Source organism: Pseudomonas sp. R3-56, assembly GCF_051132075.1.
Taxonomy (GTDB): Bacteria; Pseudomonadota; Gammaproteobacteria; order Pseudomonadales; family Pseudomonadaceae; genus Aquipseudomonas.
This window is the reverse complement of the sequence record NZ_CP071657.1, coordinates 1,598,855-1,620,500: the sequence shown is the minus strand read 5'-3', so window position 1 is coordinate 1,620,500 and position 21,646 is coordinate 1,598,855. Positions and strand designations below refer to the sequence as shown.

The 21,646-nt window shown below is 63.1% G+C and carries 23 protein-coding genes and 1 riboswitch; of the genes, 8 read left to right on the top strand and 15 right to left on the bottom strand.

The features are described 5' to 3' along the window. Window positions 1-21 precede the first annotated feature (21 nt). Complete coding sequence (locus J3P96_RS07620; protein ID WP_434656360.1) at window positions 22-846, top strand: SDR family oxidoreductase; 825 nt, start codon at window positions 22-24, stop codon at window positions 844-846. A 19-nt stretch (window positions 847-865) separates the two neighbouring features. Here J3P96_RS07620 and J3P96_RS07615 read toward each other — a convergent pair whose 3' ends face one another. From J3P96_RS07615 to cobO, 10 genes are all read right to left on the bottom strand, one after another. Further along, a complete protein-coding gene (locus J3P96_RS07615) occupies window positions 866-1,597 on the bottom strand; it encodes an adenosylcobinamide-GDP ribazoletransferase (RefSeq protein WP_434656359.1) in 732 nt (243 codons plus the stop codon). Between the two features lie 2 nt (window positions 1,598-1,599). Continuing rightward, a complete protein-coding gene (cobC, locus tag J3P96_RS07610) occupies window positions 1,600-2,175 on the bottom strand; it encodes an alpha-ribazole phosphatase family protein (RefSeq protein WP_434656358.1) in 576 nt (191 codons plus the stop codon). Beyond that, entirely contained in the window at window positions 2,172-3,227 is a 1,056-nt protein-coding gene (gene cobT / locus J3P96_RS07605; protein WP_434656356.1) for a nicotinate-nucleotide--dimethylbenzimidazole phosphoribosyltransferase, read from the bottom strand. Before cobT ends, cobC begins: the two co-directional genes overlap by 4 nt. Beyond that, entirely contained in the window at window positions 3,224-3,745 is a 522-nt protein-coding gene (cobU, locus tag J3P96_RS07600; RefSeq protein ID WP_434656355.1) for a bifunctional adenosylcobinamide kinase/adenosylcobinamide-phosphate guanylyltransferase, read from the bottom strand. Before cobU ends, cobT begins: the two co-directional genes overlap by 4 nt. A 180-nt stretch (window positions 3,746-3,925) precedes the next feature. Further along, window positions 3,926-5,377, bottom strand: a complete 1,452-nt coding sequence (locus J3P96_RS07595) for a cobyric acid synthase (RefSeq protein ID WP_434656353.1) — start codon at window positions 5,375-5,377, stop codon at window positions 3,926-3,928. Beyond that, entirely contained in the window at window positions 5,374-6,366 is a 993-nt protein-coding gene (gene cobD / locus J3P96_RS07590; protein WP_434656352.1) for a threonine-phosphate decarboxylase CobD, read from the bottom strand. Before cobD ends, J3P96_RS07595 begins: the two co-directional genes overlap by 4 nt. After that, complete coding sequence (cbiB, locus tag J3P96_RS07585; RefSeq protein WP_434656351.1) at window positions 6,359-7,267, bottom strand: adenosylcobinamide-phosphate synthase CbiB; 909 nt, start codon at window positions 7,265-7,267, stop codon at window positions 6,359-6,361. The genes cobD and cbiB overlap by 8 nt, the downstream gene beginning before the upstream one ends. Next, window positions 7,264-7,914: a 5,6-dimethylbenzimidazole synthase gene (gene bluB / locus J3P96_RS07580; protein ID WP_434656349.1), complete on the bottom strand. Its 651-nt coding sequence runs from the start codon at window positions 7,912-7,914 to the stop codon at window positions 7,264-7,266. Before bluB ends, cbiB begins: the two co-directional genes overlap by 4 nt. Next, complete coding sequence (locus tag J3P96_RS07575) at window positions 7,911-9,290, bottom strand: cobyrinate a,c-diamide synthase (RefSeq protein ID WP_434656347.1); 1,380 nt, start codon at window positions 9,288-9,290, stop codon at window positions 7,911-7,913. Before J3P96_RS07575 ends, bluB begins: the two co-directional genes overlap by 4 nt. An 11-nt stretch (window positions 9,291-9,301) precedes the next feature. Next, window positions 9,302-9,913, bottom strand: coding sequence for a cob(I)yrinic acid a,c-diamide adenosyltransferase (gene cobO, locus J3P96_RS07570; protein ID WP_305499435.1), 612 nt, complete (start codon window positions 9,911-9,913; stop codon window positions 9,302-9,304). A gap of 82 nt (window positions 9,914-9,995) precedes the next feature. After that, window positions 9,996-10,210: riboswitch (cobalamin riboswitch) on the bottom strand. Between the two features lie 159 nt (window positions 10,211-10,369). Between cobO and J3P96_RS07565 the strand changes: the two genes are divergently transcribed. The 3 genes from J3P96_RS07565 (at window position 10,370) to J3P96_RS07555 (ending at window position 13,656) form a co-directional block, all read left to right on the top strand. Further along, on the top strand, window positions 10,370-10,954 hold the full coding sequence (locus tag J3P96_RS07565; RefSeq protein WP_434656345.1) for a hypothetical protein: 585 nt from the start codon (window positions 10,370-10,372) through the stop codon (window positions 10,952-10,954). 312 nt (window positions 10,955-11,266) lie between these two features. Continuing rightward, window positions 11,267-12,214 (top strand): IS110 family transposase, encoded by a 948-nt coding sequence (locus tag J3P96_RS07560; RefSeq protein ID WP_434623735.1) that lies wholly within the window; start codon window positions 11,267-11,269, stop codon window positions 12,212-12,214. 131 nt (window positions 12,215-12,345) lie between these two features. Then, complete coding sequence (locus tag J3P96_RS07555) at window positions 12,346-13,656, top strand: PQQ-dependent sugar dehydrogenase (protein WP_434656343.1); 1,311 nt, start codon at window positions 12,346-12,348, stop codon at window positions 13,654-13,656. A gap of 126 nt (window positions 13,657-13,782) precedes the next feature. Here the strand turns inward: J3P96_RS07555 and J3P96_RS07550 are convergent, their stop codons facing one another. The 5 genes from J3P96_RS07550 to J3P96_RS07530 all read right to left on the bottom strand — a co-directional run bounded on the left by J3P96_RS07550 (window position 13,783) and on the right by J3P96_RS07530 (window position 18,362). Then, window positions 13,783-14,316, bottom strand: a complete 534-nt coding sequence (locus J3P96_RS07550; protein WP_434629060.1) for a C40 family peptidase — start codon at window positions 14,314-14,316, stop codon at window positions 13,783-13,785. A gap of 166 nt (window positions 14,317-14,482) precedes the next feature. Then, window positions 14,483-15,109, bottom strand: coding sequence for a C40 family peptidase (locus J3P96_RS07545; RefSeq protein ID WP_434572429.1), 627 nt, complete (start codon window positions 15,107-15,109; stop codon window positions 14,483-14,485). A gap of 214 nt (window positions 15,110-15,323) precedes the next feature. Continuing rightward, window positions 15,324-16,028: a DnaA regulatory inactivator Hda gene (gene hda / locus J3P96_RS07540; protein ID WP_003178999.1), complete on the bottom strand. Its 705-nt coding sequence runs from the start codon at window positions 16,026-16,028 to the stop codon at window positions 15,324-15,326. A 169-nt stretch (window positions 16,029-16,197) separates the two neighbouring features. After that, a complete protein-coding gene (locus J3P96_RS07535) occupies window positions 16,198-17,271 on the bottom strand; it encodes an AI-2E family transporter (protein WP_305499429.1) in 1,074 nt (357 codons plus the stop codon). Between the two features lie 32 nt (window positions 17,272-17,303). Beyond that, a complete protein-coding gene (locus J3P96_RS07530; RefSeq protein WP_434656341.1) occupies window positions 17,304-18,362 on the bottom strand; it encodes a DUF2066 domain-containing protein in 1,059 nt (352 codons plus the stop codon). A gap of 365 nt (window positions 18,363-18,727) precedes the next feature. Here J3P96_RS07530 and purM point away from each other — a divergent pair, with 365 nt between their 5' ends. The 4 genes from purM to J3P96_RS07510 all read left to right on the top strand — a co-directional run bounded on the left by purM (window position 18,728) and on the right by J3P96_RS07510 (window position 21,627). Next, window positions 18,728-19,786, top strand: coding sequence for a phosphoribosylformylglycinamidine cyclo-ligase (gene purM / locus J3P96_RS07525; protein WP_434572426.1), 1,059 nt, complete (start codon window positions 18,728-18,730; stop codon window positions 19,784-19,786). After that, window positions 19,786-20,436 (top strand): phosphoribosylglycinamide formyltransferase, encoded by a 651-nt coding sequence (gene purN / locus J3P96_RS07520; protein WP_434656339.1) that lies wholly within the window; start codon window positions 19,786-19,788, stop codon window positions 20,434-20,436. Before purM ends, purN begins: the two co-directional genes overlap by 1 nt. An 8-nt stretch (window positions 20,437-20,444) precedes the next feature. Then, complete coding sequence (locus J3P96_RS07515; protein ID WP_434656338.1) at window positions 20,445-21,158, top strand: DUF3108 domain-containing protein; 714 nt, start codon at window positions 20,445-20,447, stop codon at window positions 21,156-21,158. A 274-nt stretch (window positions 21,159-21,432) separates the two neighbouring features. Then, the gene (locus tag J3P96_RS07510) at window positions 21,433-21,627 is read left to right on the top strand and encodes a hypothetical protein (protein ID WP_434656336.1); all 195 of its coding nucleotides are present in this window, start codon (window positions 21,433-21,435) and stop codon (window positions 21,625-21,627) included. Window positions 21,628-21,646: the final 19 nt, after the last annotated feature.

Sequence of the window (21,646 nt, the reverse complement as noted above, 5' to 3'; positions counted from 1 at the left end):
GACAAGCACAGGAGCACCGCAATGTCCCTTTCCGGTAAAACCTTGTTCATCACTGGCGCCAGCCGTGGCATCGGCCGCGAGATCGCCCTGCGCGCCGCCCTTGATGGCGCCAATGTCGTCATCGCCTCCAAGAGTGCCGAGGCCCATCCAAAACTCCCCGGAACCATTTTCAGTGTGGCCGAGGAAGTCGAAGCCGCCGGCGGCAGGGCCTTGCCCCTGCAACTGGACGTGCGCGACGAGACGGCGGTAGGCGCGGCCATGGACAGGGCCGCCGAACACTTCGGCGGTATCGATGCCCTGGTCAACAACGCGGGAGCGATTCGGCTCATGGGCGTCGAACATCTTGTGCCCAAACGCTTCGACCTGATGTATCAGATCAACACGCGTGCAGTGATGGTCTGCAGCCAGGCGGCCCTGCCCTACCTCAAGCGCAGCGGCGGCGGCCACATCCTCAACCTCTCGCCACCGCTGAGCCTGTCGTCCCGCTGGTTCGCCCAGCACGCACCCTACACCGTCACCAAGTACGGCATGAGCATGCTCACCCTCGGCATGAGCGATGAGTTCGAGAAATACGGCATCAGCGTCAACTCGCTATGGCCGAAGACCATCATCGCCACCGCCGCCATCGAGTTCGAACTCGGCGGACGCCAGGCCTTCAAGCGCGCCCGAACCCCCGCGATCATGGCCGATGCCGCCCATGCCATTCTCTCCAGCAGCAATCGCCACGTCACCGGCCGCCTGCTGATTGATGAAGAGCTGCTGGCGGAACAAGGCCAGACCGAGTTCGGACAGTACCGCTACGACCCGCAAGGCGGCCCGCTGACACCCGACCTGTTTGTCGATTGATCTCGGCGCCGTCCTGTAATCAGCTCAATGCCCAGGCCACCAGAACCGCCATCTCCAGCAGTTCCAGCAAGGCCCCCGCCGTGTCTCCGGTGCACCCGCCCAAGCGGCGCAGCATTATCCGGCGCAAGCCGATAAAGCCCAGCGCCGCGACCAGCAACGCCACCAGGCCGGCCCAGCCCGCCACCAGCCCGGAGGCCAGCGCAACGGCGCACAGCACCTGCCAACCGACGCGGCGTGGCAGGTGGTCGGCGAGCGCCTGGCCCAAGCCACCGGCACGTACATAGGGCGTGGTGAGGAACAGCGCCAGCAACGCGCCACGCCCGAGTACCGGCACGATGAGCAGCGCCAAGGTCTGCTGCTGTTCGATCAGCGCCAGCAACGCGCTGAACTTGAGCAACAGCACCAGCACCAGGGTGATCACCGCGATCGGTCCGCTGCGCGGATCCTTCATGATCAGCAGCGTGCGTTCGCGATCACCGAAACCACCGAGCCAGGCGTCCGCGCTGTCCGCCAGGCCATCGAGGTGCAGGCCGCCGCTGAGCAACACCCAGGCCGTCAGCAGCAGCGCCGCATGCAGCAGCAACGGTGCGCCTGACAGCAAGGTATCAAGCCCGCAAAGCAACCCGCCGAACAGCAACCCCACCAGCGGATAGAACAGCAGCGAACGACCCAATTGCGCAGGTTCGGGCATGCCCGGCAAGCGCACCGGCAGGCTGCTGAGAAATTGCAGGGCGATCCAGAAAGGCAACATCTTCAGACCGCCTCTTCGAGGACGGGACCGGACGCCAGCGAGAGGGAAAACAGCGCGCCGTGGGCGACTTCGACATTGAGCAATTGCTCGCGCGGCAGACCGCGGGCGCGAGCCAGCAGCAGCCGCATCACGCCGCCATGGCTGACCAGCAGGATGCGCTGCCCGGCGTAGGCTTGATGCAAGCGTTCGAGCGCCGCCAGCACTCGCGCCGAGAATTCGAGCACCGGCTCGCCTTCCGGCGGCTTGAAGCCGTAGGGATCGGCCCAGAACCGCCCCAGCGCCTCGGCGTCAGTCTCCATCAATGCCGCCGCGCTGCGGCCTTCCCAGGCGCCGAAATGCAATTCCTGCAGGTCCTTGTCCAAGTGCACCGGCACGCCGAGTCGCGCACCCAGCTGTTCGGCGAAACGTGCGCAGCGCTGCAAGGGCGAACTCACCAGCCGATCCCACGGCCCGCCCGCTGCGACTGCCGCGTGCATCTGTTCCCAGCCTCGTGGCGTCAGGGCGTCGTCGAGACTGCCGCGCAGCCCGCCGCCCAGTTCGGTCTCGCCATGGCGCAACAGGTCCAGACGCAAGGTCATGCCGGGCGATCCGCCACGGCCGCTTCGGCGAAGGTCGCCATCTGCCCGTGGAGGTCACAGGCCAGGCGCAACAACGGCACCGCCAGCGCCGCCCCGCTGCCCTCGCCCAGGCGCAAGCCCAGGTCCAGCAGCGGTTCGGCAGCGAGGGTTTCCAGCACGTGGCGGTGTCCCGGTTCGGCGCCACGGTGGGCGAACAACAACCAGGGCCGGCACGCCGGATTGAGCCGCACCGCCACCAGGGCCGCGACGCTGCAGATAAAGCCATCCACCAGCACGGCGATGCCCTGCTGCGCACAGGCCAGATAGGCGCCGACCAACGCGGCGATTTCAAACCCGCCAAGGTTGCACAGCGTTTGCAGCGGGTCGCCGTTCGACCCACCGTGCACGGCCAGGGCGCGCTCGATGACCTGGACCTTGCGGCTGATACCCGCCGCATCCAGCCCGGTGCCCGGCCCGACCAGATGCGCCACCGGACAATCGAGCAAGGCACAGGCCAGCGCGCTGGCCGCCGTGGTATTGCCGATGCCCATCTCGCCACCGATGAACAGTTGCGTGCCGCTGGCAGCGGCGCGCATGGCACTGTCGCGTCCGGCTTGCAGGGCCTGTTCGCCCTGGGCCAGGGTCATGGCCGGGCCCAGGAGGAAATTGGCGGTGCCCGGGCCGACCCGCAAATGCCGCACGCCGGGCAAGTCCAGCGAAGGCGTCACGGTGCCCAGGTCGACGACCTCCAGGCAAGCGCCCAACCGCCGCGCGAGCACGCTGATAGCCGCGCCGCCGCTGACAAAGTTGAGCAGCATCTGCCCGGTCACTTCCTGGGGATAGGCCGAGACGCCTTCGGCCACCACACCGTGATCGCCGGCAAAAATCGCGATCCACAATTGTTCAAGGCTCGGCTTGACCTGCCCTTGCAGGCCCGCCAGCTGCACCGCCACCGACTCCAGGCGCCCGAGGGAGCCGGCCGGTTTGGTCAGTTGTTGTTGCCGCGCCATCGCTTGCTCCAGCACTTGGCTATCAACAGGCTTGCACGGGTCCAGCCACCAGCGGTGATTCATAACGCAGTACCTTTGAGAGTCAGGGGCAGGCCGGCGACGGTCAGCACGACGCGCTGGCAACGTTCGGCCAGGGCTTGATGCAGCCAACCGGCTTCATCGACGTAACGGCGAGTCAGCTCGCCCAGCGGCACGACACCCAGGCCGGTCTCGTTGCTGACAAAAATGATTTCACCGGGCAGCGCGCCGATGCAGTCCAGCAGGGCTTCGCGCTCGGCAGCCAGTCGGTCGGCATCGTCGAGCATCAACAGGTTAGTCAGCCAGAGGGTCAGGCAATCCACCAGCAGGCAGCGCTCGCTCGCGGCGGTTTCGCGCAATACCTGCGCCAGCGCCAGTGGCTCCTCCACCAGCGCCCAATCGGCCGGGCGCCGGGCGCGATGCTGGGCGACACGCTGGTTCATCTCGCCGTCCAGGGGTTGGCTGGTGGCGATGTAGGTCACCGCCAAGCCGGTGCCTGCCGCGAGTTTTTCAGCCAGGCGACTCTTGCCGGAGCGGGCGCCGCCGAGGATCAGTTGCAGCATGGGTCATTACCTTCTATCTGCCGGTGTGGCGACTGGCGCCATCGCGAGCAAGCTCGCTCCCACATTGGTCTTGCGGTGCACAGAATCTTTGTAGGAGTGAGCCTGCTCCCAAATAGATCTTGTGGTGCCCATAACCCCTGTGGGAGCGAGCTTGCTCGCGATGAGGTCAGCCCGGCCACCTCAAATCCCAAAGAGTTCACGCAACACCCCGGTATCCAGATGCCGCTCCACCAGGTCCGCCAACCGCTCGATATCGCGCTCGCGCAACCCGTGGTAATCCACCGCCTGCACGTCCTGCACGCCCGCCCAGCGCAGCAACGCGCTGCTCGCCGCTGGCGTTTCAAATAGCCCATGCAGATAGGTGCCGAAAATCTGTCCGTCGAGGCTTCGGGCGCCGTCGCAACGGCCGCCGCCCAACGTCACCGCAGGGTTTTCCAGGGCCGGGCCGGTGGTCACACCCGCATGAATCTCGTAGCCGCTGACCTCGGCATCCTCCAGGGCCAACCGCCCGCGTACGTTGCGCAACTGCTTCTCGCGCGCAAGCGTCGTCTCGAAGTCCAGCAGGCCCAGCCCGGCACTCGAACCGGCCGCGCCTTCCAGCCCGAGCGGATCATGGACCTGGCGGCCAAGCATCTGCAAACCACCGCAGATGCCCAGCAGCTTGCCGCCGTAGCGCAGGTGCCGATTGATTGCTGTCTTCCAGCCGTTGGCGCGCAGGTAGGCCAGGTCGCTTCGCACGCTTTTCGAACCGGGCAGGATGATCAGGTCGGCCGGCGGGATGGTCTGGCCGGGGCCGATGAATTGCAGGTCGACCTGCGGGTGCAGGCGCAGCGGATCGAAATCGGTATGGTTGCTGATGCGCGGCAGCACCGGCACCACCACCTTGAGTACCTGTTCGGCCTTGTCGGCCTGACGCTGATCGAGACCGTCCTCGGCTTCCAGGTGCAGGTCCATTACATAGGGCAATACGCCGATAACCGGTTTGCCGGTGCGCGCTTCGAGCCAATCCAGGCCAGGTTGCAGCAACGCCAGGTCGCCACGAAAACGGTTGATGATGAAACCTTTTACCCGGGCCTGTTCGCTGGGCGAAAGCAACTCAAGGGTGCCAACCAGGTGGGCGAATACGCCGCCGCGATTGATGTCGGCGATCAGCAGCACCGGGCAATCGACGGCCTCGGCAAAACCCATGTTGGCGATGTCGCCGGCACGCAGGTTGATCTCCGCCGGCGACCCCGCGCCCTCGACCATGACCACCGGATACGCCGCACGCAAGCGCTCATGGGAAGCCAGCACCGCTTGCATCGCGATGGCCTTGTAATCGTGATACGCCACGGCGTTCATGCTGGTCACGGCGCGGCCATGGATGATGACCTGGGCACCGGTGTCGCTGTTGGGCTTGAGCAGCACCGGGTTCATGTCGGTATGCGGTTCGAGGCCACAAGCCTGGGCCTGGACCGCCTGGGCCCGGCCGATTTCGCCGCCATCGGCGGTCACCGCGCTATTGAGCGCCATGTTCTGCGGTTTGAACGGCACCACGCTCACGCCCTGGCGCCTGACCCAGCGGCACAGCGCCGTGACCAGCGTGCTTTTGCCGGCATCGGAGGTGGTGCCCTGCACCATCAAGGTGGTCATTGAATGTCCTTGGCGTAGGCCTCGAAAGCCTGTTCGAGGCGCAGGAATTCTGCGTCATTGGCCGGCAGCCCGAAGCGCAGACTGCTGGTGTTGGTGAACAGCCGCAGGAGAATGCCGCGATGGGCCATGAATTCATAAAGGGCCCGGGCGTGCTCGGTAACCAGCCACTGGAACAACCCGCAACCGCCATCAGGCTTGAAACCGTAATGCTCGAGCAGCAGCGCCAGGCGCTCGCTGGTTTCTTCGCAACGCTGGCGCTGGCGAGTATGTGCCTCGGTATCCAACAGGCACGCCTGGCCCAATATCCGCGTCGGCCCGCTGACGGCCCACGGCCCGACCTGTTCGGCGAGCAGCTTGAGCAAGCGTCGCTCGGCCAGGACGAACCCGAGGCGAACTCCGGCCAGGCCGAAAAACTTGCCGAACGAGCGCAGCACGATCAATCCGACCTGATGGGCGTAGGCGGCAAGGCTCAGGTGCGGCGTGATATCCATGAACGCTTCGTCCACCACCAGCCAGCCACCCCGCTGGGCCAGCCGCGCATGCCAATCCAGCAGGCGTTCGGGGTCCAGGCTCAGGCCCGTGGGATTGTTCGGGTTGACCACCACTAGCACGTCGAGGCTGTCGAGGAAGAAATCCACTTCCGCTTCCAGCACTTCGCGCACGATGTAGCCGCTGCGGCGCCAGGCTTCGGCGTGCTCGGCGTAACAGGGCGACAAGACCCCGACCTTGCCCGCTCGGCGCAGGCGCGGCAGCAGTTGGATGGCCATTTGCGAACCGGCCACCGGCAGCACATGCGTCGCTTCGTAATAGTCGCAAGCGGCCTGTTCCAGACCATCGTCGGTCTCGGGCAGGCGCGCCCAGGCGCGCATTGGAATCGCCGGGATCTCGAACGGCCAGGGCGCGAGGCCACTGGACAGGTCGAGCCAGTCGGCCTCGGCAATCCCGTATTGCCGGGCGGCGTTGCGCAGTCGTCCACCATGCTCAAGCATAAAACTCGGCTCCGAGGCAGAGAATCAGCAGCCATAACCATACGCCGCGCTGGACTAATTGCCAGCCTCGGTCAATCGAATCGGCACTCGCCGGCACGCCCTCGCCCAATGGCGGGCGTTGATGCAGTTCGCCGTGATACACCGCCGCGCCCCCCAGCTCCACACCCAGCGCGCCGGCACCGGCGGCCATCACCGGCCCGGCATTCGGGCTGTCCCAGGTCGGCCCCTGGCTGCGCCAGCATTTGAGTGCCAGGCGGGTCTTGCCGAGCGCAGCGTAGGTCAACGCCACCAGGCGCGCGGGAATGTAGTTGAGCAGGTCGTCGATTTTCGCCGCCGCCCAGCCGAAACGCTCGAAGCGCTCGTTGCGATAGCCCCACATGGCGTCGAGGGTATTGCTCAATCGATACAACACCACGCCGGGCGCGCCGGCTACGGCGAACCAGAACAGCGCGGCGAACACCGCGTCGCTGCCGTTTTCCAGGACCGACTCGGTGGCGGCGCGGGCAACGGCGGTTTCGTCCAGCTCGGCGGTTTCGCGGCTGACCAGGTAACCGACGCGTCGGCGCGCCTCGTCCAGCTCACCGCTGCGCAGCGCCCGGGCCACCGGCTCGACATGCTCGCCGAGACTGCGCAGGCCGAGGGCGCAGTACAGCGCCAGAATCTCCACCAGCCAGCCAATCATCGGTGCCCAGGACAGGGCCGTGGCGAGCAAGGTCAGCGGCACCACGGCGATCACCCACGCCGTCACTCCATGGCTGCGCCAGCCACGCCCGCCGGAGTTGAAACGCTGTTCGATGCGATCGGCAAAGCCGCCGAACGCCACCAGCGGATGCCAACGCCGGGGCTCACCCAGCAGCGCATCCAGCGCCACCGCGGCGGCACTGAGCAACGCTACGCTCATGGGCGCACTCCCCAGTGGTTTTCATACAGCAGTTCAGTGAGCGGACGCGGTTGCGCCCAGCCTTCCAGGGCCAGCATCGGCGCCGGGTAGAAGCCTTCGACCGGCCCCAGGCACAGGACCGCCAACGGCTTGGCCCCGGCGGGCAGGCCCAGCAGGTCAGCCAGGGCCTGGGGCTCGAACAGCGACACCCAGCCCATCCCCAGCCCTTCGACGCGGGCCGCCAGCCACAGGTTCTGGATGGCGCAGGACAGCGAGGCCAGGTCCATTTCCGGCAGAGTCCGGCGACCGAATATGTGCCGCTCGCGGTCGTCCATCAATGCCGCCACCAGTAGCTCGGCGCAGTCATTGATACCTTCGACCTTGAGCTGCATGAATTCATCGCTGCGCTCGCCCAGGGCTTCGGCGGTGCGGATGCGTTCCTCTTCCACCAGTCGCTGGATCTGCCCACGCAAGGCGCGGTCACTGATTCGGATGAAGCGCCACGGTTGCATCAGCCCGACGCTGGGCGCCTGGTGCGCGGCTTCCAGCAGACGGCGCAGCAACGCCGGCTCGACGGCGCCACCGCTGAAATGGCGCATGTCGCGGCGTTCGGCGATGGCGCGGTAGACGGCTTCGCGTTCGGCCTGGGTAAAGGCGTTGTCAGTCATGGCCTCATCGCGAGCAAGCTCGCTCCCACATTTGAATCGCGGTCCCCTGTGGGAGCGAGCCTGCTCGCGAAGACGGCCGCAGGGTCGGGCGCAAACAACGCAGCAATCGCCCCGGGATTGGACGGAAAGTAAAAATGCACATAGGAAGCCGTCATCCGCCCCAGGCGGAAAACCGCCTCAGCCCCTCGCCCACCGTTCGGGCTGTGCCCACGGGCGATCGGCTCAAGTTGAGTGCTGGTCAAGGAGTGATGATAGGTATGCCCGCGCAGGGTGCCTTCCGGCAGCTCGACTGATTGCAACGCCAAGGCCGCAAGGCGCTTTTGCATCTGCGCTTCACCGCTCAACAGGCCGAGCAGCTCGGCGCGAGTGCCCTCGACGTCGGTCAATGAATCGAGCAGGTAGAGCATGCCACCGCATTCGGCGAGCAGCGGTTTGCCGGCTGCGTGGTGGGCACGGATCGCCGTCAGCATCGGCACGTTCCGCGCCAGTGCAACGTGGTGCAGCTCCGGGTAACCGCCAGGCAGATACAGGCTGTCCGCCTCAGGCAGTTCGGTGTCATGAATAGGGGAAAAGAAGGCCAGTTGCGCGCCCATGGCCCGCAGCAGGTCGAGGCTGGCGCCATAGGTGAAGGCAAACGCTTCGTCACGGGCGACGGCGATGCGCACACCGTCGAGCCACGGCTCGACGGTTGTCAGTTCGGGCGCGGCGAACTCGACCTGGGGCGGCAGCGCCACTTCACAACTGCCGGCCAATGCTTCGGCCGCTGCGTCGAGGCGAACGTCCAGGTCATTCAGTTCGCTGGCCTGGACCAGCCCCAGGTGGCGGCTCGGCAACTCGATGCCGGTTTCCCGCGAAAGCGCGCCGTACCAGCGCAGGCCTTCGGTCAGGCTGCCTTCGAGCAATTGCGCGTGGCGCAGGGTGCCGACCCGGTTGGCCAGTACGCCAGCGAACGGCAAGTCCGGCTGATAACGGGCCAGGCCCAGGGCCAGGGCGCCGAACGTCTGGGCCATGGCGGTGCCGTCGATCACGGCCAGCACCGGCACGCCGAAGTGGCGCGCCAGGTCGGCGCTGGACGGGGTGCCGTCGAACAGCCCCATCACGCCTTCGATCAGGATCAGGTCCGCTTCGGCGGCGGCTTCCCACAACAGTCGGCGACTTTCCTGCTCGCCGACCATCCACATGTCCAGTTGATAGACCGGTGCGCCACTGGCGCGCTCAAGGATCATCGGATCAAGGAAATCAGGTCCGCATTTGAACACACGCACCTTGCGCCCCTGGTTGCGATGCAAGCGTGCCAGCGCCGCAGTGACGGTGGTCTTGCCCTGGCCGGAAGCCGGCGCGGCAATCAACACCGCCGGACAGTGGCGGCTGGTCATCGAGGTTTCGCTCACAGTTCGACGCCTTTCTGCGCCTTGATGCCGGCCTGGAAGGCATGCTTGATCATGCCCATTTCGGTCACGGTGTCGGCCAGCTCGATCATTTCCGGCTTGGCACCCCGGCCAGTGACCACCACATGTTGCATGGGCGGGCGGGCCTGCAAGTCGCTCAGAACCTGATCGAGATCGAGATAACCGTGCTTGAGAGCGATGTTCAGCTCATCAAGCACCACCAGGCCAATCGACGGATCGCCCAGCAGTTGCCGCGATACCGCCCAGGCGGCTTCGGCGGCGGCAATGTCGCGCTGACGATCCTGGGTTTCCCAGGTGAAGCCTTCGCCCATGACGTGAAAGCGCACCTGCTCCGGGAAGCGTCGGAAAAAGAGTTCCTCGCCGGTGCTGTTGCGCCCTTTGATGAACTGCACCACGCCGCACTGCATGCCGTGGCCCATGGCACGGGCGAGCATGCCGAACGCCGAACTGCTCTTGCCCTTGCCGTTGCCGGTCAGCACCAGCAGCAGGCCACATTCGTTCGGTGAATTGGCGATGCGCTCGTCAATCACGGCTTTCTTGCGCAGCATGCGCGCCAGGTGGCGTTCGTCGCGATCGGGCGTATCGGTCATGAGGGGAGCTCTCCGTTGGGACTGGATAACGGCGGGCGGGCAGAAAAAAGGACGGCAGCGAGCCTGGCATCGCCCACCGTGATGCCGTTGGATGAATCAGGCCGGTCTCCGGGCTCATGAGCGGCGTAATGCCTGGCTGCGCGCCTTCCCATGTCTTGCGACACAGTGGCCTAGGCACAGCGTTGACTCATTTACCGTTGCGGGGGCAGCGCCGGGTTCGCGTTCGCTCACCGGCTTCCCTGTTTCACTCTGTCGGCCGCGACCGCGCCACAGAGCACCTGAAACAAGCCGCGAAGGTTAGAGGGTTGGGGATGGAGCGTCAATTAAAGCCGCCACCTGTATCCGCTCGTTGACTGGCCCTGATCAATAAACTGACAGCGATCTTGTGCGAAGTTGCGGCAAGTGATATCAAATAGACACTACGACCCGATATCACAAGAACAAGAGGGCAAACGCATGCAAGGCATGATCATCAGCAATCCGAAGCTGGAGTTTCTGCGCCCGGTGCTGGAACGCTGGTTCGACTGTATCGATCGCTACAACGCCGTGCGCGGCGATAACGACACCCCCTACTGGCATGATGAAAAAGCCAACCTCGGGTTGCTGTCTGCCGCTGCCTGGATGGCTGAGATGGTCACGCTGCAGAACGCAGCGACTCGCAAGCAGAACGAAGAAGGCGAACGCAACGTCAGCGCCGACCTGTTCATTGCCAGCGCCGATGAGCGCGCCTTTATCCAGGCCACCCAGCGCTGGCCGAAGGTCAACAACCTGAACCTGACCCAACCCTTGCTCGAAGCCGCCAGCGACGCCAAGCGCATCAGCTACGCCAGCGACCTGAAACTGGGCTGCCTGTTCGTTGCCCCGCAAAAAGCCCAGCAAAGCGCCACGCCAGAAGAGTTGCAGGACATGATCGACGACCTGCAGAAGGAGAACACCTGCGCCGTGGCCTGGTACTTCCCCTACGCCTATCGTAAATTGCGCAACGAGGCAGGCCAGTATCATCCGGGTATTGCGCTGCTGCTGAAACAGGCGCACGGCTGACTTCTTAAGGGTCTGCGGGGACCCTGTGGGAGCGAGCTCGCTCGCGATGGCGGTGCAACAGTCGACATCGATTTTGCCGGATAGACCGCTATCGCGAGCAAGCTCGCTTGTATGGTAGGACTTGAAGGGAGGAGGAGGGACTAGGCTCGATTCTGACTGTTAGCCGCAGTACAGACCGTGGGAGATTTCGCCCCTCCTCCTTTCACCCAAGCGCCGATAAAGAATGCATCTGGCCTAGACCGACGATAGGAACAAGCCTGCGCCTCTGGGTGAACCCTTCAAGTGTTCAAACCTTAGCCCGGAGGATTTTCAATGGCAATGCCCGTCGCCACCGCCCAGCCGATCGTAGGTGTGGATGTCGCCAAAGATGAGTTGGTGATTTATCACGCCCAATCCGATCGACTCGAAACGATCCCCAACACCAAAGCTGATATCAAAAAGTGGCTCAAGGCATTACCTGCGCCAGTGGATGTCGCCATCGAAGCCACCAATATCTATCACCAGGACTTCGCCGATCTGGCTTATGCGCATGGCTGTGTGATTTATATGATCGGCGGTTACGAACTCAGTCATTACCGCAAAGGGGTGAAAGTGCGCGCTAAAACCGATGCGCTGGATGCTCGGTTGTTGGCTCGCTACTTGAACAACGAAGGCCACCAGTTGCACCCTTGGTCCCCGCCATCGCCCCTGTATTGCAGGCTTATAAGCCTTTTCCGGCGACGCGCAGCCTTGGTTCAGGCGCGTGTCAGCCTCAAGCAAAGCTGGTCGAACGAACCGTTGCTCAAAACGGCCTTTGAGAACCAGATAAAGGCCATGCAAAGACTCGAAATTTTGCTTGAGAAAACAATCCAGACGCAGTTGGATGCAGCCGGTTTGGGCAGTCAGCTCAAGCGCTGCATGAAAGTCGAAGGCATCGGTCTGTTAAGCGGTGCCCGTTTGCTCACGTCGTTCCAGCGTGGAGATTTCAGAAATGCCGATGCCTTCATCGCTTTTCTGGGGCTGGACCTGCGCATATCGGACTCGGGAAAAAAGAAGGGACGCCGCTGCCTGTCTAAGCGAGGTGATCCGGAGGCACGCCGATTGATGCACAACGCCGCGATGTCGGCGAGTCGCACAGCGGCGTGGAAGGGGTTTTACGAGGGTTTGAGGTCCCGAGGGCTCAGCACAACCGAGGCATTGGTAGCGCTGGCCCGCAAGCTTGCACGAGTGGTATTCGCTCTGTTGAAGAACCAGAGCGAATACTTACCAAAAGGCATTTAGGGGCTAGTCCTGCACCATAGAATCTCCCACAGGGAAACTCGTCTGTCTGGAGGGGCATTATCCTCACCGTTGAACCATCCCACGTCTACGCTCCTCTATGAGTAACCACATGCACTCATAGGGAAGCCCGCATGCTCAAGCCACCTCATCTGTTAATCATTGCCCTGGCTACGGGGCTTGTCGCGTGTGGCGAGTCTTCCACATTGCAGGTTTCCGACGGCACCGGCCCGTCGCCGAAACTGCCCGAACCGAACAAGACCCTGATTCCCACCGTGAACATCGCCGAAGCGGTCGGCTGGCCGGACGGCGCCAAGCCAACCCCGGCCCAAGGCCTGCAGGTAGTCGCGTTTGCCGAAGGGCTGGATCATCCGCGCTGGCTTTACATGCTGCCCAATGGCGATGTGCTGGTGGCCGAAACCAACGCCCCACCCAAGCCCGACGATACCCAGGGCATTCGTGGCTGGGTCATGAAAAAAGTCATGGGCCGGGCCGGTGCCGGCGTGCCCAGCCCCAACCGCATCACCCTGCTGCGAGACGCCAATCACGATGGCATCGCCGAGACCCGGACGATTTTCCTGGAGAACCTCAATTCGCCGTTCGGCATGACCCTGGTCGGCAATGACCTGTACGTGGCCGACACCGACCGCCTGATCCGCTTCCCGTACAAGGAAGGCGACACACAAATCAAGGCACAGCCAACCAAGGTGGTCGACTTGCCGGGCGGCACGTTGAACCACCACTGGACCAAAAATGTGATTGCCAGCCGGGACGGCAGCAAGCTGTACGTGACCACTGGTTCGAACAGCAACGTCGGCGAGAACGGCATGGAAGCGGAAGAAGGCCGGGCGGCGATCTGGGAAGTCGACCGGGCCACAGGCACTCACCGCATCTTCGCCGCAGGCCTGCGCAATCCCAATGGCCTGGCGTGGGAGCCACGCAGCGGCGCGTTGTGGACGGCGGTCAACGAACGGGACGAGATCGGCAGCGACCTGGTACCGGACTACATCACGTCGGTCAAGGACGGCGGCTTCTATGGCTGGCCTTACAGTTATTACGGGCAAAACATCGATGTCCGGGTCGAGCCGCAAAACCCCGAGCTGGTGGCCAAGGCCATCGCCCCCGACTATGCGGTGGGCCCGCACACCGCCTCCCTGGGGCTGAGCTTCGCCGAGGGCAGCCAATTGCCCGCGCCGTTCACCGAAGGGGCTTTCATCGGGCAACACGGTTCCTGGAACCGCAAGCCCCACAGTGGCTACAAAGTGATTTTTGTTCCGTTCAGCGGCGGCAAACCGGTCGGGCAACCAGTGGATGTGTTGACCGGTTTCCTCAATGCAGACGAAAAAGCCCAGGGCCGGCCGGTGGGCGTGGTGATCGACAAGCAGGGCGGGTTGTTGGTGGCGGATGATGTCGGGAACAAAATCTGGCGGGTGTCAAAAAACTAAAGCTGAAACCCGTGGCGAGGGAGCTTGCTCCCGCTGGGTTGCGCAGCAGCCCCCAGCTTTTCTAGCGGTCGCTCCGCAACCGAGCGGGAGCAAGCTCCCTCGCCACAAGAGCCTATCCAGCAGAAATCAGGGATTACGCGCCAGGTGCTCCGGCTGTAGCACTCGCTTGGCGCCCAGGTAGGCTTTCTGCCAATAGGCCTTGGACAGACTGTCGAGCTTGACCGTCCCGCCCGTGGCCGGCGCATGGACGAAACGCCCCTCCCCGACATAGATTCCGGCATGGCTGACCTGGGAGCCGCCATTGGTGGCGAAGAACACCAGATCGCCGCTCTGCAACGCATCCTTGCCGACTTCCGGCGCGCGCATGCTGATCATTTCGCGCGTGGAGCGTGGCAGCGAGATACCGGCGGCGTCACGGTACACATAGCCGATCAAGCCACTGCAATCAAAACCTGAATCCGGCGTGTTGCCGCCCCAGCGATAAGGCGTGCCCACCAGGCCCAACGCCCGGAACAGCACGTCTTCGGCGGCGGGAGAAAAAGTCTGGGAAGGTGCGAACACCACCGGAGCCCGCACTGGCGCGGGCGGCGGGGTGCGACTGGCGCACGCGCTGAGCAGTGCGGCAAGAAACATGAGAGCGAGGCGGGCCGACGTCGACATAGGCACAACAATCCTGATCTGGATGCGGCTATTTCTGCCGTGGAGATGGAAACAAGTCCGCCCGCGTAGTACGCAGGCGGATTGCCATCAATCAATGATCATGGATTCTAGCGGCTATGGGCCAAACTTCAAGTAAGACTTTAACTTTGCCCTACAAACTGTGCGTTTACTTGCGAGCCGTCACTACGGTCGGTGCCATGGCGAGGGCACGCTTGGCTTCGATGAAGGTCTTGCTCCAGTAACTGTCGCCCAGGCTGTCGATTCGCACCCCACCGCTACGGCGGCTGCTGGAGTGGATGAACTGGTTGTCGCCCAGGTAGATACCGGCGTGGCTGACGCGACCGCGACGACCGTTGGTGCTGAAGAACAGCAGGTCACCGGGTTCGAGCTGGTTGCGAGCGACCAGCGGGGCCTTCACGTTGATCATTTCACGCGTGGAACGCGGCAGAGTCATGCCCGCTTCTTCGCGAAACAGGTAGCCGATGAAGCCGCTGCAGTCGAAGCCGGCTTCGGAGGTCCCGCCAAAACGATAACGCGTGCCGATCAGCGACATGCCGCGCTCCAGGATGCTGTCCGCCAGCACTGGAAGCTGATAAGGCTTGCTGCCGGCGAAGTCTGCCAGCTCTTTGTCGGAGGCCATTTCTTCCTGGAACGCAACGGCGGAAGACTGGGCGGTAACGGTGTTATTCACCTGTGGTTGGGGCGCTTGCTGGGTCACTGGGGAGTGGGCAGCGCAACCGAACAACAGGGTAACGAGTGCGAGAGGCACGAGGGGTGCGAAGCGATTTAGCATGGGCACGACCGTGGCTGAGGTAGTAAAGATGGCGAGACTATGCCTTCTATCAACCTCATTTGCAAATTCAATCGATGCAAATGTGACTTCTTGATTTCTCGTTTACATCTAAGCGCTTAAGCCCGTATTGAGCGGCTTGCAGGCCTCCAGCCCAGTAAAACCGCGGGCTTCGTCGGGTTAAGAAGAGGCTTTAAGCCATCATCTCGCGACCGTTTTACCAGCCTAAAGTTTCTTTCAAAAAAGGAATGGTCAGCTTGCGCTGGGCCTGGAGTGAGGCCTGGTCGAGACGTTCGAGCAGTTCGAACAGCGCGCTCATGCTGCGGGTGCCACGGGTGAGGATGAAATGCCCGACCTCGTCGGTCAGGTGCAGGCCGCGTCGAGATGCACGCAATTGCAACGCGCGAAGCTTGTCTTCGTCGGAAAGCGGGCGCATCTGGAAGATCAGCGCCAGGGTCAGGCGGGATTTCAAGTCGGCCAGCTTCACTGGCAACTCCCGTGGCGAGGTCGATGCGGCAATCAACAGGCGCCGGCCACTGTCGCGCAACCGGTTGAACAGATGGAACAACGCCTCTTCCCAATCGGCCTTGCCGGCCACTGCCTGGAGATCATCCAGACAGACCAGTTCGTACTGCTCCAGGTTGTCGAGGATTTCCACGCCGCGATCCAGCAGCTCGGCCAGTGGCAGGTACACGGCAGGCTCACCCAACTGCTCGAAGCGCAAGCACGCCGCCTGTAACAGATGCGTGCGCCCTACCCCGTCCTTGCCCCACAGATAGATCAGGCTCTCGGTCCAGCCGGCGTCGGCTTCGCAAAGCCGCTCGACATAGCCGAGTGCAGCGGCATTGGCGCCTGGGTAGTAATTGATGAAGGTGGCGTCGTCACGCAGACGCACACCAAGGGGCAGCTGAATCGGTTTCATGCTGACTGAACGGTTCCAAGGGAACCATTAGTGGCCTCTGTGTAAAGTTTGCAAAGTTTATACCCGTGGCGCGGACCGCACAATGCGCCGGACCACGAGCAAAATCAAAGGTTTGCAGCAGCAAGGGCACGGAGCGTCAGTTTCCCTGACGCCGCGCCTGCCATTTCCCCTAGAGGTCGGGGTCCTCTGCGCCGCTATATATGTCGGAATCCTTGTACAGATCGTGCATATGACGCACCAGCACCATGATCACCGCCGCCACCGGCAGCGCCAGCAGGATCCCGGTGAAGCCGAACAACTCGCCACCCGCCAGGATCGCGAAGATCACCGCCACCGGGTGCAAGCCGATACGATCTCCCACCAGCAACGGCGTCAGCACCATGCCCTCCAGCGCCTGCCCGACCATGAATACCGCGACGATGCCGACCATGGGATACAGGTCGCCGCCAAACTGGAACAGCCCGGCGATCAACGCCGCGCCAATCCCGATGACAAACCCCATGTAAGGCACGATGGCCGCCAACCCGGCAATCAGGCCGATCAACAGGCCCAGCTCCAACCCTACCAGCATCAGCCCCGCCGCGTAGATGAAACCCAACGCGACCATGACCAGCAACTGCCCCCTGACAAACGCCCCCAGCACCTCGTGGCATTCGCCAGTCAGCGTCATGATGCGTTCTTCGCGATGACGCGGCAGCAGGCTGCGGATCTTCGCCATCATCAGGTCCCAATCGCGCAGCAGATAAAAGGCCACCACGGGAATCAGCACCAGGTTCGCCAGCCAGCCGATCAGCGCCAGGCTCGAAGCCGTGGCCTGGCTCAATACCACGCCGACGATATCGGTGGTCTGCCCCATGTGCTCACTGATGGCGGCCTTGACCTTGTCGAACTTCCAGAAGCCGTCCGACAGGCCCAGCTTCGATTGCACCCACGGCACTGCGGTGTGCTGCAGCCAATCGAGCATTTGCGGTGCCAGCTCGTACAAGCGCACCAGTTGCTTGGCCAGCATGGGTATCAGCACCAGCAGCAGAGCGCTGACGATCAAGGTAAACAACGCGAACACCGCCACCACGCCCCAGGTCCGGGACAGTCCGAGTTTTTCCAGGCGATCCACCACCGGATCGAACAGATAGGCCAGTAACAGCGCAACCAGGAACGGCGTGAGGATCGGGTGAAGCAAGTAGATAAATGCAATCAGCAGGGCGACCCCACCCAACCAGAACCAACGCCGCGTATCGCCCATGAACCACTCCTGCCCCTATAAAAGAAAGAAAACTACCAGCGGAATCGCAAGTTAGCCGCCGGCGACGGTGTCGGTGTCGCGACCGGAACCGTTCCGTCGGCGGCCGGCTGCGCCGCAGGCGCTTGCGCGACGGCTTCACCCGGCGGCAATTCCTGCAGTTTGGCCAGGGCCAGTTGTGCCTTCAATTGCTCGGCGCTGCCGTTGACCTTGTAGACGATCATGTCGCCCTCGACCCGCTGCACCTGGCCAGCGAACGGTTCGAGCAGACGCCCCAGCGCTGCATAACGTTCCAGATTCATGCCCTGGACTTCCAGCAACTGCTCGGTCGCCACGCCCGGCTTGGCCACGAAACGCGGCGCCAGGCGCTGGCTCACCGCCAACATCACGGCATCGGCCAGCGCAGCGGGATCGGCGCCCTGGGCGCTGCCCTGTTCGCGCTGGTCGCCCAGCCACAGGCGCCAGGTGGCCTGCCACTGGCCTCCCTCCTCCTTGGCATGGACCGCCAGCAAGGCATCCGAGCCATACCGGTCCGACGCTTCACGCAACGGCGCCGGGTCGTTGCCTTGCAACGTCGGCGCGGTGGCGACAATCTGCTCGCTCAAGTCCGCCAACGGCAAGTGCAACGGCAAGCCCCGGTGCTGGGCCGCGCGGCGCAGGGGCGTGGCGCTGGCCTGGCCATCGCCGACCAGGCTGGAGCCTTCTGCCGAGTCATTCAGCCACCAGCCTAGAATCGATGGACGATTCGCGCCCCAGAGCGGCAGCCCCGCCGAACGCAATGCCCGGTCGGTGCTGGCGGGATCGAAGTCCACCTGCAGGCTTTCCGGAGGACCGGCCTCGTAGCCGTACTGCAGAATGATCTGCTGCGGGTCCTTGCGGATCGCCGCCAGGCCGGGATTCTGCGCGGCCTTGGCGTCGCCGGTCAGGCGCAGCACCAGGGTGTCCATCGCTCGCAACGTTGCCTGGTTACGCTCATCCGGCGCCTGGCTGCTGACCGGCTCACGCACCTGATAAAGGTTATTGAGGGTTTCGGCATGGCTCGCCAGGCTGATCAGCGACAGGCAGCCCATGGACAAGAATTTGAGAAGACGCATGGAAGATTCCCGGACATAACGGCTGGCACCGGCCGTGTGGAGAAGATTGAGCATGGCTGTGACCACGACACCGGGGAAAACATTCACCACCCGGCGCAGTTTTCTACTGTCATAACCATAGCCGCTTACCGCTACACCTTATACAGACGCGTCGCCCAGTACCAATACAAGAAATAACGGTTTTTTTTGGCGGATATGTCCCTGCCCGTCGGCGCGAGGATGGCCGCTGGTCCACAAGCCTGATAAAATCGCGCGCCTTCGCAGACCGGCAATGGCTGGGCTCCCAGAATAATTCGTACAACGGTTATTCAATGGCCCCGGCGATCGGTCGTTACCCAGAAATCCCCCCTTTAAAGGCCTGGATCATGAGCAAGCAACCCTCCCTGAGCTACAAGGACGCCGGTGTAGACATCGACGCCGGTGAAGCATTGGTCGAACGCATCAAGAGCGTCGCCAAGCGCACCGCGCGCCCGGAAGTCATGGGCGGCCTGGGCGGTTTCGGCGCCCTCTGCGAGATCCCGGCCGGCTACAAGCAACCGGTCCTGGTCTCGGGTACCGACGGCGTCGGCACCAAGTTGCGCCTGGCCTTGAACCTGAACAAGCACGACAGCATCGGCATCGACCTGGTGGCCATGTGTGTGAATGACCTGGTGGTCTGCGGCGCCGAACCACTGTTCTTCCTCGACTACTACGCCACCGGCAAACTCAACGTCGACACCGCCGCCCAGGTCGTGACCGGCATCGGCGCCGGCTGTGAATTGTCCGGCTGCTCCCTGGTCGGCGGCGAAACCGCTGAAATGCCAGGCATGTACGAAGGCGAAGACTACGACCTGGCCGGTTTCTGCGTCGGCGTCGTGGAAAAGGCCGAGATCATCGACGGCTCGAAAGTCGCCGCCGGCGACGCCCTGCTCGCCCTGCCATCTTCCGGCCCGCACTCCAACGGCTACTCGCTGATCCGCAAGATCATCGAAGTCTCGGGCGCCGATATCGAGAACACCCAGCTCGACGGCCAGCCACTCGCCGACCTGCTGATGGCCCCGACGCGCATCTACGTCAAGCCCCTGCTCAAGCTGATCAAGGACACCGGCGCCGTCAAGGCCATGGCCCACATCACTGGCGGCGGTCTGCTGGACAACATCCCGCGCGTGCTGCCAAAAGGCGCCCAGGCCGTGGTCGACGTGGCGAGCTGGACCCGCCCGGCGGTGTTCGACTGGCTGCAGGAAAAAGGCAACGTCGATGAAACCGAAATGCACCGCGTGCTGAACTGCGGCGTGGGCATGGTCATCTGCGTGGCCCAGGAGCACGTCGAAACCGCGCTGAACGTCCTGCGCGACGCGGGCGAGCAGCCTTGGGTCATCGGCCAGATCGCCACCGCGGCCGAAGGCGCCGCACAGGTCGAGCTGAAAAACCTCAAGGCACACTGATGTCCGCAACCTGTGACGTCGTGGTGCTGTTGTCCGGCACCGGCAGTAACCTGCAGGCCCTGATCGACAGTACACGGACCGGCGACAACCCGGTCCGGATCCGCGCGGTGATTTCCAACCGCGCCGATGCCTACGGCCTGCAACGTGCCAAGGAGGCGGGTATCGATACCCGCGTCCTCGATCACCAGGCGTTCGACGGTCGCGAGGCCTTCGATGCCGCGCTGATCGAACAGATCGACGCCTTCAATCCGCAACTGGTGGTCCTGGCCGGTTTCATGCGCATCCTCAGCGCCGGTTTTGTGCGTCACTACCAAGGCCGCCTGTTCAATATCCATCCGTCGCTGTTGCCCAAATACAAAGGGTTACACACTCACCAGCGTGCGCTGGAGGCCGGTGACACGGAGCATGGCTGCTCGGTTCACTTTGTCACCGAGGAACTCGATGGCGGACCACTGGTCGTACAGGCAGTAATACCGGTAGAGTTGCACGACACGCCGCAAAGCCTGGCGCAACGGGTCCACGCCCGCGAACACCAGATCTACCCGATGGCCGTGCGTTGGTTTGCCGAAGGCCGGCTGACGCTCGACGATCGCGGAGCCTCACTGGACGGCCAGTTGCTCGCCGCCAGCGGCCATTTGATTCGATACTAGGAGATTTTATGCGTCGCGCCCTGCTCTTCGCTTGCGCTCTGCTTGCCCTGCCCATGGCACAGGCTGCAGACCTTCAACCGTTCTCCGCCAGCTATACCGCCGACTGGAAACAGCTGCCCATGAGCGGCACCGCCGAGCGCAGCCTGACCAAGGAGGCCAACGGCACCTGGAAGCTGAGCTTCAAGGCATCGATGATGATCGCCAGCCTGACCGAAGAAAGCACCCTGACCCTGGATAAGGACACCCTGCTGCCGCAGTCCTATCACTTCGAGCGCGGCGGCCTGGGTAAAGCCAAGAAAGCGGACCTGGATTTCGACTGGAACGCCAAGATGGTCACCGGCACCGATCGCGGTGACGCGGTCAAGCTGCCATTGAACCGCGGCATGGTCGACAAATCCACGTATCAACTGGCCCTGCAGCACGACGTGGCGGCCGGTAAGAAAAGCATGAGTTATCAGGTCGTCGATGACGGTGAAATCGATACCTATGACTTCCGCGTGCTTGGTTCGGAAAAAGTCGACACCAAGGCCGGCCAGATCGACGCCATCAAGGTCGAGCGCGTGCGCGACCCGACACAAAGCAAGCGCATCACCGTGCTCTGGTTCGCCAAGGATTGGGATTACCTGCTGGTACGCCTGCAGCAAGTCGAGACCGACGGCAAGGAGTACAACATCATGCTCCAGGACGGTACGGTCAACGGCAAGGCTGTGAAAGGCAGCTGATCAGTGCCGAATGTTAAAAAGCCCCGCAAATGCGGGGCTTTTTAATGCGCGGATTTCAGGTTCACTGTGGGTTAGGCGTCCGCTTGACGACATGAAATTTTCTTCATGAACCCCACCTGCGACCAAACGCCGCGCCCTGCCTGGTCTGCACGAGGGCCGCGCGCTTCATGAAAACTTCTTAATCGCCCAGGCCATTTACTTAGCTCGCTATCCAAATCTATAACAAAACCCTGCACACGCCTTGCTGCAGATAACAGAGATTGGAGCTTGCAAGATGACTGTGAAAGTAACTGAACGCGACGACGCCCACATGTCCCACGAAGGTATTGCCGCCGGTATCCAGATCTGGGATGTGCATCAACAGGATCTGCTGGTGGGCATGTTCCATTCCGAGACGGACGCTCATAACTACAAGGCCGAGCTGGAGCGTGAGGAGCGGCAGCGTTTGCGTGAGACCGCTGAATCCTGAACCACACAAAACACCTGTG